At 62.5% G+C, this 13,549-nt stretch carries 14 protein-coding genes and 1 pseudogene; 11 read left to right on the top strand and 4 right to left on the bottom strand.

Translation table 11 applies throughout. The annotated features are described in order from the left end of the window. Window positions 1–31: 31 nt before the first annotated feature. Both RM96_RS40050 and RM96_RS40045 read right to left on the bottom strand, forming a co-directional pair. The gene (locus RM96_RS40050; RefSeq protein WP_238587329.1) at window positions 32–553 is read right to left on the bottom strand and encodes a LysR substrate-binding domain-containing protein; all 522 of its coding nucleotides are present in this window, start codon (window positions 551–553) and stop codon (window positions 32–34) included. A gap of 242 nt (window positions 554–795) precedes the next feature. Next, window positions 796–927 (bottom strand): annotated as a pseudogene (locus RM96_RS40045) (LysR family transcriptional regulator); the annotation flags it as partial. A 107-nt stretch (window positions 928–1,034) separates the two neighbouring features. Here RM96_RS40045 and purB point away from each other — a divergent pair. Beyond that, complete coding sequence (gene purB / locus RM96_RS19850; RefSeq protein WP_039013068.1) at window positions 1,035–2,399, top strand: adenylosuccinate lyase; 1,365 nt, start codon at window positions 1,035–1,037, stop codon at window positions 2,397–2,399. 35 nt (window positions 2,400–2,434) lie between these two features. Continuing rightward, window positions 2,435–3,421, top strand: coding sequence for a tripartite tricarboxylate transporter substrate binding protein (locus tag RM96_RS19845; protein WP_039013066.1), 987 nt, complete (start codon window positions 2,435–2,437; stop codon window positions 3,419–3,421). A gap of 21 nt (window positions 3,422–3,442) precedes the next feature. On the opposite strand, the gene RM96_RS19840 is transcribed toward RM96_RS19845, so the two are convergent. Both RM96_RS19840 and RM96_RS19835 read right to left on the bottom strand, forming a co-directional pair. Continuing rightward, complete coding sequence (locus RM96_RS19840) at window positions 3,443–4,108, bottom strand: response regulator (RefSeq protein WP_063926001.1); 666 nt, start codon at window positions 4,106–4,108, stop codon at window positions 3,443–3,445. Beyond that, window positions 4,089–5,759 carry an MASE1 domain-containing protein gene (locus RM96_RS19835; RefSeq protein ID WP_039013065.1) on the bottom strand — a complete coding sequence of 557 codons (1,671 nt, stop codon included), beginning with the start codon at window positions 5,757–5,759 and terminating at the stop codon, window positions 4,089–4,091. The genes RM96_RS19840 and RM96_RS19835 overlap by 20 nt, the downstream gene beginning before the upstream one ends. Before the next feature lie 505 nt (window positions 5,760–6,264). Between RM96_RS19835 and RM96_RS19830 the strand changes: the two genes are divergently transcribed. The 9 genes from RM96_RS19830 to RM96_RS19790 all read left to right on the top strand — a co-directional run bounded on the left by RM96_RS19830 (window position 6,265) and on the right by RM96_RS19790 (window position 13,523). Then, on the top strand, window positions 6,265–6,522 hold the full coding sequence (locus tag RM96_RS19830; protein ID WP_039013111.1) for a hypothetical protein: 258 nt from the start codon (window positions 6,265–6,267) through the stop codon (window positions 6,520–6,522). A gap of 106 nt (window positions 6,523–6,628) precedes the next feature. After that, window positions 6,629–6,856 carry a hypothetical protein gene (locus RM96_RS39415; protein ID WP_039013063.1) on the top strand — a complete coding sequence of 76 codons (228 nt, stop codon included), beginning with the start codon at window positions 6,629–6,631 and terminating at the stop codon, window positions 6,854–6,856. 275 nt (window positions 6,857–7,131) lie between these two features. Continuing rightward, on the top strand, window positions 7,132–8,430 hold the full coding sequence (locus tag RM96_RS19820; RefSeq protein ID WP_039013061.1) for an NRAMP family divalent metal transporter: 1,299 nt from the start codon (window positions 7,132–7,134) through the stop codon (window positions 8,428–8,430). Next, on the top strand, window positions 8,427–9,641 hold the full coding sequence (locus RM96_RS19815) for a DUF2252 family protein (protein ID WP_082016612.1): 1,215 nt from the start codon (window positions 8,427–8,429) through the stop codon (window positions 9,639–9,641). The genes RM96_RS19820 and RM96_RS19815 overlap by 4 nt, the downstream gene beginning before the upstream one ends. Window positions 9,642–9,894: 253 nt before the next feature. Further along, window positions 9,895–10,893, top strand: a complete 999-nt coding sequence (gene tauA, locus RM96_RS19810; RefSeq protein WP_039013059.1) for a taurine ABC transporter substrate-binding protein — start codon at window positions 9,895–9,897, stop codon at window positions 10,891–10,893. 87 nt (window positions 10,894–10,980) lie between these two features. After that, the gene (locus RM96_RS19805) at window positions 10,981–11,757 is read left to right on the top strand and encodes a taurine ABC transporter ATP-binding protein (RefSeq protein ID WP_039013057.1); all 777 of its coding nucleotides are present in this window, start codon (window positions 10,981–10,983) and stop codon (window positions 11,755–11,757) included. A 10-nt stretch (window positions 11,758–11,767) separates the two neighbouring features. Next, complete coding sequence (locus RM96_RS19800) at window positions 11,768–12,643, top strand: ABC transporter permease subunit (protein ID WP_039013055.1); 876 nt, start codon at window positions 11,768–11,770, stop codon at window positions 12,641–12,643. Window positions 12,644–12,792: 149 nt separating this feature from the next. After that, window positions 12,793–13,116: an ArsR/SmtB family transcription factor gene (locus tag RM96_RS19795; RefSeq protein WP_039013053.1), complete on the top strand. Its 324-nt coding sequence runs from the start codon at window positions 12,793–12,795 to the stop codon at window positions 13,114–13,116. Then, window positions 13,113–13,523 (top strand): SRPBCC family protein, encoded by a 411-nt coding sequence (locus RM96_RS19790; protein WP_039013051.1) that lies wholly within the window; start codon window positions 13,113–13,115, stop codon window positions 13,521–13,523. Before RM96_RS19795 ends, RM96_RS19790 begins: the two co-directional genes overlap by 4 nt. Window positions 13,524–13,549: the final 26 nt, after the last annotated feature.

The raw sequence follows: 13,549 nt of genomic DNA, 5'->3' as shown, positions 1-13,549 counted from the left end.
CGGATGTTGCGCGGGTGCCGCGCGTTCCGAGTCATGATCGGGCTTCGCCCGGCGAAAGCATGTCGATAAAGGCTTGCATATAGCCCCGCACGAACTGGTCGGCACGCAGGCTGATTACCGCCATGGATGGCGGGAATATGCGGCCTGTCTCGATCACCGCCAGGTCAGTGTCCCTGTCTGGCTCGAGCGCCATCTGCTGGAGTACGGCAACACCGAGGCCCGCGGCAACATAGGCTTTGATGACATTGGCATCGGTGGCTCTTACCACTACGCGTGGGGAGAGTCCATGGCGCTCGAACTCGCGCAGCACGGCCCAGCCCGAATTGAAGCGCTCGTCATAGGCCACTAACGGGTACTGGGCGATATTCTCGATGGTGACCTTTTTGCGCCGCACGAGCGGATGATCGCGGGGCACGATCAGGCAGCGGCGGATCGGATAGGCATCGATCGAGATGATGCCCGCGGGGGTGCTTTGCGGCAGCGTCGAGATGCCAAGGTCCACGGCGCCTTCGCTGACCCACCGCAGGATTTCCGCGGGCGTGCCCTGCGCCAGTTCCAGATCGATATCCGGGAAGGCGCGGCGGAACCTTTGATGACGTCGAGCAGCGCATATCGGGCATGGATATGCGTAGTGCCGATACGCAGCGTTCCGCTGTTCATCGCCTCGGCCGTACGTGCCAGGTTTGACAAAGCGCGCGTGTCGTTCAGGACGCGTCTTGCAAGCGCGGCCGCTTCCTGCCCTGCATCGGTGAGACCCACCAGCCGGTTTCCACGACGCACGAACAACTCGATACCGATCTCATTCTCGAGCGCGCGGATCAGCTTGCTGACCGCAGGTTGCGTGGTGTGCAGTGCATCCGCCGCGCGCGAAACGCTCAGCTTGCTGTCGATCACTGCCTGGATGCAGCGCAGTTGTTGTAGCGTCATATCATGCCATTTTGGTAATGATTGTCTCCAAACATGTCATTTTACAGAATGATTTTGTCACCCCAGAATGACTGTCATTCCCTTTTCCGCGACAGAAGGCATCAACCATGACAAGCAGTGTGTTCGACCAGGCCCTCCAGCAGCATATGTGGAGCACGGACGAGATGCGCGCCGTGTTCTCGGAAGAGAACCGGGTGCAGAAGTGGTTGGACTTCGAGGCGGCGCTGGCGCTGGAACAGGCAGGACTGGAAATCATCCCTGCGGCCGCGGCACGGGAGATTGCCGCGCGGGCGCGGGTGGCGCACTTCGACCTGGAGCAGCTTGCCATGGAGGTTCGCCGCGTCAAGCACCCGCTGGTGCCAGCGGTGCGTGCCCTGCAGCGCCAGTGTGATGGCGAAGCCGGGGAGTTCGTGCATTTCGGCCCGACCTCTCAGGACGTATACGACACCGGCATGATGCTGCAGGTCCGGGAAGCGCACCACATCCTGACGCGCGACCTGGCTGCGGTAGCGCAGGCGCTGTACCGGCTTGCCAACGCGCACAAGCACACCCCGATGGCAGGCCGCACGCATTCGGTACAGGCTTTGCCGATTACCTTTGGCCATAAATGCGCGATATGGCTGGCGGAACTTGGCCGCCACAATGAGCGTCTGGCGGCGCTGGAGGAGCGCACCTTTGTCGGCCAGATGGTTGGGGCGGTTGGCACCAAGGCGTCCTTCGGTCCGCACGCCATCGAGCTGGAAAAGCGGGTCATGGCGCGCCTGGGATTGAATGTGGCCGAGATAAGCTGGCAGCCCGCGCGGGACCGGCTTGCGGAGTATGTCGGCGTGCTGGGATTGCTCGGCGCGACGCTGGGCAAGATCGCCAACGAGATCATGAACCTCGAGGCCGACGAGGTGGGCGAACTGGCTGAGCCTTTCAGCGAAGGCAAGGTGGGCTCGTCCACCATGCCGCATAAGCGGAACCCTGCAGTGGTGGAGACGGTCGTCACCCTGAGTCGCGCGATCCGCTACAGCGTGGCGATGATGCACGACGCGCAGATGGCCGAGCACGAACGCGATGTGGCCGCTGTGCGGATGGAGTGGAAAGCGGTTCCCGAGGCCTGCATGATGACGGCGGCCATGCTGGCAATGATGGAACAGGCGCTGTCCGGCCTGACGGTAAAGACTGACCGGATGCGGGCCAACCTGGACCTGCTCGGTGGCTTCCTGATGTCCGAGCGCGTGATGTTCGCGCTCGCGGAGAAAGTAGGCAAGCAAAGCGCGCATGAGCTGGTCTACGCCGCCGCCATGCACGGGATGGAAGCTGGCATCACGTTCGAGCAAGCCCTGTTGCGCAACGCCGCGGTCCGCGACGCGCTGGATCCCGTATTACTCAAGCAGCTGCTTGACCCAGCTACCTATGTCGGGCTGGCGCCGGCAATCGTCGAAGCGCTTCTCGACAAAATCCGGGCAAGCGGCTGGCTGGACTGAACGCAACCAAAACCATACGCAAAGGAGACCATGCAATGTTCCAAGCCACCAAACAAGTGGGAAGACTCGTCGCAATGGCGCTGCTATGTGCAGCCGCGGCGGCGCATGGCGCGCAAGCCGACGCCTATCCAAGCAAGCCCGTTCGCGTGATCGTGCCATATGCCGTGGGTGGCGGCGGGGATATCGTCGGACGGCCTCTTGCCCTGTATCTTTCACAGCGCACCGGGCAGCGCTTCATCATGGACAATCACGGCGGCGCCAACGGCAATATCGGCATGGACATGGTGGCAAAGGCGCCCAACGATGGCTATACCCTGGTACTGGCGCTGACCGCGCAACTCGCCGTCAACCGGAGCCTGTACCGCAACCTGTCCTATGATCCCGTCAAGGATTTCGAGCCAGTGTCCCTGCTGGCTTCGGCGCCGTACTTCCTGGTGGTGCACCCGTCGGTCCCGGCGCGCAATCTGGCCGAGTTCATCAAGCTGGCCAGGGCCAATCCGGGCAAGTACACGTATGGATCGTCGGGCAATGGCAGCGGTCCGCACCTATCAATGGAATTGCTGAAATCGAAGGCCGGCATCGACCTTGTGCACGTTCCCTTCAAGGGCGCCGGCCCGGCCATGCCAGCGCTGCTGGCCGGGCAGGTGAGCGCCATGTTTGCCAGCTATGGGCTCGCGGCGCAGCAGATCAAGGCAGGCAAGCTGCGGGTATTGGCCGTGTCTACCGCGAATCGGGCGGTATCGATGCCTGACGTCCCCACCATTGCCGAAGCTGGCGTGCCCGGCTACGAGTCCAATGTGTGGTACGCCCTGATGGCGCCACGGGGTACACCGAAGCCGATCATTACGCGCCTGAGCAGCGAGATCGCCGGACTGATCAAGAGCTCGGACCTGCGCCAGCGCTTTCTTACCGACGGCATCGTGCCGGTTGGTTCGACACCGGAGGAACTGGGCGCATATATCAAGACAGAGAGCGCCAAATGGGAGGCTGTGGTGAAGCAGTCGGGCGCAAGCATTGACTGACCCTGGGGACGCGGATCCGCTCTATTGGCTCTCGATCCACTGTATGGCGAAGCGCATCAGTTCCTTGCCGTTAGGAATATCCAGCTTTTCCTTAATGTTGGCCTGATGTGCCTCGATGGTCTTGACGCTACGATTCAGTTTCCTGGCGATCTCGCGGGTGCCGAAGCCGAGTCCGATCAGGTGGAGGACCTCGAACTCCCGTTCCGAAAGGCTCGCGATCGAGCCCGTCGGATCTTTCTTGGGAACCGTCAGGGCCCGCGCCAGCTTGTCATGCATGGCGGCGCTCAGGTAGGTATTGCCGGCGCGCACCTCGCGGACGGCGTTCATAATGTGCTCCGTGGCCTCGAGTTTCATCAGGTACCCGTTTGCCCCTGCCCGCAGTGCGCGTTCGGCAAACTGGGATTCGTCATGCATGCTGAGGACGAGGATTGCCAGGTCTGGATAGTGTTGCCGGAGCGTCTTGACAAGCTCCAGGCCGGAGTTCGAGTGCAGGCTGAGGTCCACAATCGCCATTTCAGGCCGGCAGGCCATCTTCGCCAGAGCCTCTTCGGCACTCGCGGCCGCGCAGCAGACGTGCAGATCCTCATGCTGATTCAGCAAGTGCGCTAACCCCTCCCGGATGATGGGGTGGTCATCCACGATCAGGATCTGCGTCGCGCGACCCGGGCTAGTTGACTTCTCTTCCATGGCCGGGACTCTCCGATATCGGATAGTAGATGGCAACCGTGGTGCCACCCATGGCATTGCGGGCGACAGTGCAAGAGCCGCCGAGAAGGCTTGCCCGGTGACGCAGGTTGTGAAGTCCCAGTCCCGAGGCACACTCCATTTGTTTCAGGTCGACCCCCACCCCGTCGTCACTGATGGAAAGCCTCTGCATGGCGCCTTCGCGCTCCAGGTCGATCCAGATGTGGCGGCCCTGGCTGTATTTCAGGGCATTATTGACGGCTTCCTGTGCCGCACGATAAAGATTGATCTGCAGCGGCGGATCCAGCAAGTCCACATTCGGCTCGACGCGTAGCGTGCAGTCTATGCCATTCAGCGAGCGAGTCGTCTGTGCCAGCCCTTGCAAGGCGACCGTAAGGCCACCAGATTCCATTGCGACCGGATCCAGGCCATGGGCAATCTTGCGAGTCAGCAATGACGCCTGCTTCACCAGTTCGACGATGGTAGCCGCCACCGCGGCAGCTGGGTGGCCATCCTTCTGTAGCTCCTGATTCAGGGTGGTGCAATAGAAGCCCAGGCTGGTGAGGTGCTGCCCGAGGCCGTCATGCAGTTCCCGGCCGATGAGCCTCTGCTGCTGATCGCCGATTCGGATCAGCTCTGCTTCCAGCAGGCGACGTCGCCCCATCTCCTGCTTCAGTTCATTGTTTGTCCGCTCCAGGTCTCGGGTCCGCTCTTGCACGCGCCGCTCCAGTTCGATGTGGGACGCCCGCAGGAGGCCATGGATGCGCTTCTCCTGAGCGTGTGCCGCCACCAGAAGCAGTCCGGTTACTGCCACGACATTGGCGAAGGCGCACCATCTCACGAGGCTATCCACCGGCGTTGCGGCGGCAAAGGGGCCCGTGCCGTTCGTGGTGCCCCAGATGGCGATGATCGAGACCAGCAAGGTTGAGAGGGTGGTGCCCAGGTGATCGAAGCGGAGAGCCGCCCAGATAGTGAACGGAAAAATCGCGAGGGCTGCCGGATAGTAGCCGTGCCCGGCTAATTCGGTGGCGCCGAAGATAAGGTGACTCACCCAGAAGATCGCAACGGTCAGCCCGCACGCTTCGGCGGCATGCTTTGCGGAGCGGATCGGGCTCGGATACGCGAGCAGGCTGAGCAGAGGCGGGGCCACCACGAGCACCCCCATCATGTCACCGAGCCACCACTCCAGGAAAGCTGCGCCGTACTTGGTGACTGGCACCAGGCCCCCTCCGACGAGGGCAGTCGCACCAATCAGCGCACTCACTACCGTGCTGACCGTGGCAGCCAGGATGATGAAGGCAATCACGTCCTGGATACGGTCCAGGGTAATCTGGAATCGGGCTACCCGCTTCAACAATAGTGAACCCGTCAACGCTGCCGCCGTTGCGCCGAGGCCAATCATCGCAGCCACCGGTAGCGGCACGCCTACCGACATGTTGGCCAACGCGGAGCCAATTGCAATTCCGGGGGCAACTGCGGAACCCATAACAAGCAGCGCGACGAGGGCGATGCCGCTGGAAGGCCACACCAGGGACACCGCACCGCCCACTACCGCATAAGCAAGTCCCAGCTTTGCCGCCGCGAAGTACGCCAATGCGACCAATCCAGTGTTAACAAAGAGGCGTAGCCTCGGGCCGCGCGGAATGATTACCATTGCTCGCCTCAAATTCTCGGAACAGCGCCTGGCACATCAGGTTTTTTTCTCGTTCGCCGCAATGACAATGGTCTTGCGAAAATTAGCATCCGATGCACCTGTGGCAAATCCCGCATTTGCACCAGATCTGTGCCAGATGAAGTGCTTTGAAGCAACGGCGCCGCAAGACTACTCTGAATCTACGTCAGAACTCCCCTGTGTGGTAAGCATAGTCGGATGGAATCGCTGAGCTATGCCGTTCGGGTTCCACGCGAGATTCCGTTTGAGCGCAAGCGTCATCGCGCCGGGTTCCGGGCCTTCGGCCAGGGTCCGAGTGCAGCCCAGGCGGGCGGAGTCGCCCCTGCCATCGAATAGGGCAATCCCCTAGCCATTTTTCGGAGAATTACCTTATTCAACCTCCTGGCGTCAGGACATACATTGAACCGGTACGAAGTTGCGGCGCGCAATTTGGCGCGAAAAGAATTCTTTTCGGGTTCCTGCAACCACCTGAATGGAGGTGAGAAAAATGGTAAGAACAGTCTTACTGCTCGCTGCGGCGGGTGCGGCGCTTGGCGCCGGGGTGGTCTATGCCGGCATCGGGCCGCGAGATGTCTACACCGACGGCGCTAGTGTGTTGGGGCCGCGAGACCCATATACCGATGGAGGGAAGACCACAAAATTCGACGTCTATTCAGATGGGGCGAAAGTCGGGGATAGGCGCGACGTGTTCACCGATGGCGCGAGAATGACCAACCGCGATGGATCGGGCGACAGCATTATGTAAGCAACTACAGAAGGGGCAGCCCAAAGAACACGTGGTCGGCGCTCACGTCCCCGGTCACAAACCAACCTCCCCCGGGGTAACAGCCTCGGGGGATTCTTTTTGCGACATGCTCGCCGCCGGGTCCGATGCGGGCATCCGCTACGACGAACGGCTCAAAAAGGACATGGTGGCGATTCCGATCGGCCCGCGCCGGCAGCGCTTTGTCGCAGCAGCATCGGCGGGCTACCTGGCCGCGCACGGCACCCCCGGACATCCGCGCGAGCTGGACCGGCAGTCCCGCACAGCGCACACCACCAGGCAAAAACTACATGCGGGCGCTGGCCGCCGATTGTAGTTCGTGCCATTGAGCACGGAGCCTCGCGCACCCTGACGACGGAATGACAGGCTTGCGGCTATCGCGGGTATCCCAGCCACCACATGTGAACTTCCAGCGACCAGGCGTGCGGCCAGTGTGCATGCAACCCGAGCCGATCCGCTTCGCTTCCCGGCGACCATCCCGGCGGCCCAGAGACCCCGGTTGGTATGACAATTGCGTTGGTGCCCGATGCGGCAGAAGCGATGTCGTTGCCGTCCCCACAGCCTGGTCAGTCGTGTTCTCCGAAGGATCATATGAAGACCAATGCCTCGCCTTCGGTACCAGATGCGGCGCCGAGTCCATGGCTCGAGAAGCTCGGGCCGGGCGTTGTCACAGGCGCCGCGGATGATGATCCGAGTGGAATCGCGACTTACTCCCAGGCGGGCGCCGCATTTGGCTACAACATCCTGTGGACAATGCTGCTGACCTATCCGCTGATGGTCGCAATTCAGATCGTCAGCGCGAGAATCGGCCGGGTCAGCGGGCACGGTCTGGCGACGAACATCCGGCGTCGCTATCCGCTGCCCCTGGTCTATGCCGCGGTCGTCCTGCTTCTGATCGCCAATACGATAAATATCGCGGCTGACCTGAGTGCAATGGGAGCTGCCGCAAATCTTGTCATCGGTGGGCCCGTGGCACTCTTTACCGGCGGGTTCGCTGTCTTGTCCCTCGTGCTGCAAGTCTTCGTGCCGTACAAGCGCTACGTACGCGTGCTCAAATGGCTGACGCTTGCGCTGTTCGCCTATGTCGGCGTCATCTTTGCGGTCGAAGTGCCATGGGGGACCGTGGCGATCCGCACGGTCTTTCCCCAGCCGTCGTGGACGCCGGCGTACCTTACGACCATTGTGGCGGTCTTCGGCACTACCATCAGCCCGTATCTCTTCTTTTGGCAGGCATCCCAGGAAGTTGAAGAACTCCAGATAACGGCTGGCCAGCACCCACTGAAGAAGGCGCCCTCACAGGGTCTCAAGAATCTCAGGCGCATTGGCATTGACACGTGGATCGGCATGGGCTTCTCGAACATGATTGCGTTCTTTATTGTCCTGACCACCGCTGCGACGCTCCATGCCCACCACATCACCGATATCGAAACGACAGCCCAGGCTGCTTCCGCGCTCAAGCCCATTGCAGGCCGGCTTGCATTCGTGCTGTTCGGCCTGGGCATCATAGGAACCGGACTGCTTGCCTTGCCCGTCCTCGCCGGCTCTGCCGCCTACGCGATGGCGGGTGCATTCCAATGGAAGAACAGCCTGGAGCTGGAGCCACGGCTCGCCAAACGCTTCTACGCAGTGATCGGCATTGCGATGCTGGCAGGTCTCTTGCTCGGCTTCTCTTCCGTTGACCCGATGAAGGCGCTGTTCTGGAGCGCTGTCATCAACGGCGTCACGTCGGTCCCGATCATGGTGCTCCTGATGAGGATGTCATCTCATCCGGACGTGATGGGAGCGTTCTGCATCACAGGCGGCCTCCGTCTGGCAGGCTGGGTGGCGACGATAACGATGGCCGGTGCTGCCCTGGGCATGGTCATCCTCTCGGTTGTTCCGAAAACGTGACAAAGAAAATCCCGCGAGCGGCGGTACTTCCGCGGAACCGGCTGGCTGCCCTGAAGGAGCTGCGCCACCTCAAAATGGCAAAGTCCGCGCATGCCTATGTTCGAGGCAGCAGCGACAAGTTCTACGAATGGCTGGCATCGGTAAAGCCGAGCAGCTTGCCGGAAGGTCCCCCGATCTGGATCTGCGGTGACTGCCATCTTGGTAACCTCGGTCCTGTCGGAGACGCCTCCGGACAAGTCGCGATTCAGATTCGCGATATGGATCAGACCGTCATTGGCAATCCCGCGCACGACCTGATACGGCTTGGTGTGTCGCTAGCGACTGCCGCGCGCGGGTCGGACTTGCCCGGCGTGGTGACCGCGCAAATGACTGCCGCGCTGATATCGGGATACCTGGATGCCCTGGCCCGTGACACTTCCAGCGAGTTGCCGTCGAAACCCGTGGCGGTCAGGACCGCGATGAAGACGGCCACGCGCCGGACGTGGAAGCAGCTGGCCCGCGACCGCATCAAGAATCCCAAGCCGAACATCCTGCTGGGCAAGCGGTTCTGGCCGCTGCGCCGCGAAGAGAGCAAGGCGATTGAGCGCATCTGCGAGAACGAGGCGTTACTTGACCTAGTGACCTGCCTGTATTCGGGACGCACACCCGAAAGCGTGAAACTGCTCGACGCAGCCTTCTGGGTGAAAGGATGCAGTTCGATGGGCCGGCTACGCTATGCCGTCTTGCTTGGTATCGATGCCAGGGACGGCAGCAAGTACCGACTGTTCGACTTCAAGGAGGCGGTCGCCCCCGCTGCACCCCTTAAGGCGAAGTGCTCGATGCCGCTCGACAATGGTGAACGTGTTGTAGAAGGAGCAAGGCACCTGGCACCCTTCCTCGGCATGCGAATGGCATCGGCGAGAATTCTCGACAAGAGTGTATTCGTGCGAGAGCTTCTGCCGCAGGACCTCAAGCTCGAGATCGATACGCTCTCTCAGGCCGACGCAACCAGGGTAGCCCGCTATCTCGGCATGGTGGTCGGGTTATCCCACGCCGGACAGCTTTCCCGTTCGGAGGCGGCAGCATGGCGCCGCGAACTCATGCGCCACGGCAAGTCGCTGGCGGCCCCATTCTGGCTCTGGACCAGCATTGTCGACCTCGTCGGCGTCCACGAGCGACAGTATCTCGAACACTGCAGACGGTGGGCCCTGGGGCGCGCCAGGACTACCTGACAGATACGTTCCAGGTATCTGGGTGCGCGCATCGTGCACCCAGCCGAGCCATCCCCCCCATCGGAAGCCGCTACTGGATTTCCATGATTGACGCCACCCCGCACCGCCGCGTTTCCGCGCCCATCGCGGCACGCGCGCTGGCGGCCCGATCTGGCCCCAGCGAATGCCGGCAACTGGCCCTATAGGCCCGGAACAGCCCTCACCTATAAAGCCGTGACCCCCAACACCTCTTACCCTTCTGAGGAGTACAACTATGCGGTGGATCAGGCAATTCGTGACGGGCTTCGCCCTGGTGGCAGCGCTGGCGCCAGCCGCGCACGCCGAGGACAAGAATGTAGTCATTGCTTACCAGGATATGGTCGTGCCCTGGCGTTATGCGCAGAACATGAAGGAACTGGAAAAGCAAACCGGCTACAAGGTTTCATTTCGGCAGTTCGGTGGTGGCGGGGATGTGATCCGGGCCATGGCTTCGGGCCAGATCGCAATCGGCGAGGCGGGCACGTCGCCCATTGCTTCGGCGCTTTCGCAAGGATTGGACGTCGAACTGTTCTGGATCCTGGACGACATCAACGCGGCCGAGGCCATGGTTGCGCGAAACGGCAGCAAGATCACCAGCATCGCCGACCTGAAAGGCAAGCGCGTGGGTGTGCCCTTCGTGTCGACCACGCACTACCACACGCTGGTGGCGCTGGAGCGCGCCAGGATCAATCCCAAGGACGTCCGCATCATGAACATGCGGCCGCCCGAGGTGGCCGCCGCCTGGGAACGCGGCGACATCGACGCCACCTTTATCTGGGACCCGGTGCTCGCCAAGCTCAAGCAGTCAGGGACCGTGCTGATGACCTCCGGGCAGATCGCCGCCGACACGGGCAAGGCCACCTTCGACGGCATGATCGCCAGCAAGAAGTTCGCCCGCGAGAACCCGGAGTTCATGGTCAAGCTGGTGCGCGTGCTGGCCGCCGCAGATGAAAACTACCGCAAGAACAAGGCATCCTGGACCGCCGATTCGCCGATGGTGAAGGCGGTGGCCAGGATGTCCGGCGCCAAGGCTGAAACGGTGCCCGCGAGCATGGCGCTATACGCCTTCCCGACGTTGCAGGAGCAGGTCTCGGAGCGCTGGCTGGGCGGCGGTGCGGCGCGCGCGCTGCAGTCGGCAGCGCAGTTCCTCAAGGAGCAAGGCACGATCCAGACCGTGCTGCCGGACTATGGCCCGGGCGTCAACGCCGAATGGGCAAAGCGGGCGTTGCGCTGACGCCGCGCCCCTTGTCGCAGAAGATGGCCGCCGCGCGCAAGCCGATCTGGCGCGGCTGCCCCGAAAGTCCTGTTTCGGAAGCCCATCATGTACAAACTCGAAATCGATAACCTCAGCGTCAACTATGGCACCGCGGGCGGCGCCGGGACGCTGGCCCTGTCGCAGGTCAACCTCACGATGGAGCGTGGCGATTTCGTCGTGGCGCTCGGCGCCTCCGGCTGCGGGAAGACCACCTTGCTTTCATGCATCGCGGGCTTTATGGAACCCTCCGAAGGCGAGATCCGCCTGTGCGGCAAGCCTGTGCACGGGCCAGGTGCCGAACGCGGCGTGGTGTTCCAGAAGCACGCCCTGATGCCGTGGCTCAGCGTGGCGGACAACGTCGCGCTGGGATTGCGCCTGCGCGGCGTGGCACGCGCCGAGCGGCTGCGCGTCGCCCACGAGAAGCTGGCCGCGGTGGGGCTGGAAGCGGTCGCCGCCAAGCCGGTCTATCAGCTTTCGGGGGGCATGCAGCAGCGCGTCGGGATTGCCCGCGCGCTCGCCTGCGATCCGGCGGTGATGCTGATGGACGAGCCGCTTGGCGCGCTTGACGCGCTGACGCGTGAATCGATCCAGGCGCTGATTCTCAAGCTCTGGGCGAAGGAACAGAAGATTGTCTTCTTCATCACGCACAGCGTGGAAGAGGCGCTGTTCCTGGCCACGCGGCTGATCGTCATGACACCCTCGCCCGGCCGCATCGCGCATACCTATGAATTGCCGTTCGCGCGGCGCTTCATCGAATGCGGCGACGCCCGCGCCGTCAAGTCCGACCCGGAATTCATCCGCTATCGCGAAGAGATCGTCGATCTGATCCATGCCACCGCCTGAGGAAAACGAGATGCCCGCTTCCGTCCAACGCATCGAACCCACGCCACGCGTCACCGCCACTGCCGCAGCCAGGGCAAGCCGGCCCATGAAGACCGTCTCCGGCTACCGCCTGCCAGGCGAAGGGTCAAGTTCCCGCATCTCCACGATCACCGTGGTCATGCTGCTCGCGCTGTGGTGGCTTGCCAGCCATCTGCGCTGGCTGCCGCCGCTGTTCCTGCCGACGCCGGAATCCATCGTCACGGCCTTCATCGATGCCTGGCAGGGCAACCTGCAAGGCGGCCAGCCGCTGACCGAGCATTTTGCGGCCAGCATGATGCGCGTGTTCGGTGCGTTCGGGCTGGCCGTGGTCACGGCGGTGCCGATCGGCGTGATGATGGGGGTGTCGCGCGTCGCGCGCGGCGTCTTCGATCCGCCGATCGAGTTCTACCGCCCCTTGCCGCCGCTGGCTTACTTGCCGCTGATCGTGATCTGGTTCGGCATCGACGAGACCTCGAAGGTGCTGCTGATCTTCCTGGCCTGCTTCGCGCCGCTGGCAATGTCGGCCCAGGCAGGCGTGCGCTCGGTCACCATCGAGCAGATCAACGCGGCTTACTCGATGGGTGCCACGCCGTGGCAGGTAGTCCGCCATGTGGTGATCCCCGCGGCGCTGCCCGACATCCTCACCGGGATGCGCATTGCCATCGGCTTCGGCTGGACCACCCTGGTTGCCGCCGAGATGGTGGCGGCGACCGCCGGCCTCGGCCAGATGGTCCTCAATGCGTCCAACTTCCTGCGTACCGACGTGGTGATCATGGGCATTGTACTGATCGGGTTGATTGCCTATGTGTTCGACCTGATGATGCGCAAAGCGGCGAAGTGGCTGGTGCCCTGGAAGGGACGGATGTGAGGCGAGCACGCCGCGCCGCATCCGAAGGCCATGGTCTGGAATCCTGACTGTGGCCTTGTTGAAGTCCAGATCCGATTTCGGTTCGGCTTGACTTACGCATATCCGCGTAGTTATATGTAGATCAATAACCAGTCAGTTATTGATTCCAGATGCCGGACGCTCAGGATGTACTCTTCAGAACGCTCGGCGATCCGACCCGGCGGGCTATCTTCGAGCGGCTGTGCCGCGACGGAGAGCAGACCGTCGGGGCGCTGACGGCCGGGGCCGGGGTCTCGCAACCGGCCGTCTCTAAGCATCTCGGAATCCTCAAGCAGGCCGGGCTGGTGCGCGACCGCCACGAAGGGCGCCAGACGCACTACAGCGCGCAGCCCGGCGCCCTGGCCCCGCTGATCGGCTGGACCAGCCAGATGACCGGCTTCTGGCAAAGCCGGTTTGACCACCTCGAAGACCTGCTGAAAAGGATGGACCAATGAACGAAGAATCAACCGAAAGGCTCTCCGTCGTTGTCGAGCGCGAGCTGCCTCATCCACCGGAAAAGATCTGGCGCGCGCTCACGCAGCCACAGCTGATCGAAGCGTGGCTCATGAAAAACGATTTCAAACCCGTGGTGGACCACCATTTCAGTCTTAGCGCAGACTGGGGCGCGGTGGACTGTCAGGTCCTGGCCGTCGAGCCGGACAAGACGCTGTCTTACACATGGGCGGCCTATGGTCTGGAGAGTGTCGTCACCTGGACGCTTACCCCGACGAGCACGGGGACCCTCCTGCGCATGGAACAGGCGGGCTTCCGGCCGGATCAGCAGCAGGCCTACCAGGGCGCCAGGGGCGGATGGCCACGGTTCTTTGCGGCGCTGGAGCAGGTATTGGCGCGCACGGACTGATGCCGGCACAATGCAGGGCCGGCCGG

Source organism: Cupriavidus sp. IDO (assembly GCF_000812465.1).
Classification (GTDB): domain Bacteria; phylum Pseudomonadota; class Gammaproteobacteria; order Burkholderiales; family Burkholderiaceae; genus Cupriavidus.
This window is presented reverse-complemented; position numbering and strand designations above follow the sequence as displayed.

Coding starts and splice junctions, on each gene's coding strand:
- RM96_RS19790 (WP_039013051.1), top strand. CDS start 13,113: ATGAACGAAGAATCAACCGAAAGGCTCTCCGTCGTTGTCGAGCGCGAG.
- RM96_RS19835 (WP_039013065.1), bottom strand. CDS start 5,759: ATGGTAATCATTCCGCGCGGCCCGAGGCTACGCCTCTTTGTTAACACT.
- tauA (WP_039013059.1), top strand. CDS start 9,895: ATGCGGTGGATCAGGCAATTCGTGACGGGCTTCGCCCTGGTGGCAGCG.
- RM96_RS39415 (WP_039013063.1), top strand. CDS start 6,629: ATGCTCGCCGCCGGGTCCGATGCGGGCATCCGCTACGACGAACGGCTC.
- purB (WP_039013068.1), top strand. CDS start 1,035: ATGACAAGCAGTGTGTTCGACCAGGCCCTCCAGCAGCATATGTGGAGC.
- RM96_RS19830 (WP_039013111.1), top strand. CDS start 6,265: ATGGTAAGAACAGTCTTACTGCTCGCTGCGGCGGGTGCGGCGCTTGGC.
- RM96_RS19795 (WP_039013053.1), top strand. CDS start 12,793: ATGCCGGACGCTCAGGATGTACTCTTCAGAACGCTCGGCGATCCGACC.
- RM96_RS19800 (WP_039013055.1), top strand. CDS start 11,768: ATGCCCGCTTCCGTCCAACGCATCGAACCCACGCCACGCGTCACCGCC.
- RM96_RS19805 (WP_039013057.1), top strand. CDS start 10,981: ATGTACAAACTCGAAATCGATAACCTCAGCGTCAACTATGGCACCGCG.
- RM96_RS19820 (WP_039013061.1), top strand. CDS start 7,132: ATGAAGACCAATGCCTCGCCTTCGGTACCAGATGCGGCGCCGAGTCCA.
- RM96_RS19845 (WP_039013066.1), top strand. CDS start 2,435: ATGTTCCAAGCCACCAAACAAGTGGGAAGACTCGTCGCAATGGCGCTG.
- RM96_RS19840 (WP_063926001.1), bottom strand. CDS start 4,108: ATGGAAGAGAAGTCAACTAGCCCGGGTCGCGCGACGCAGATCCTGATC.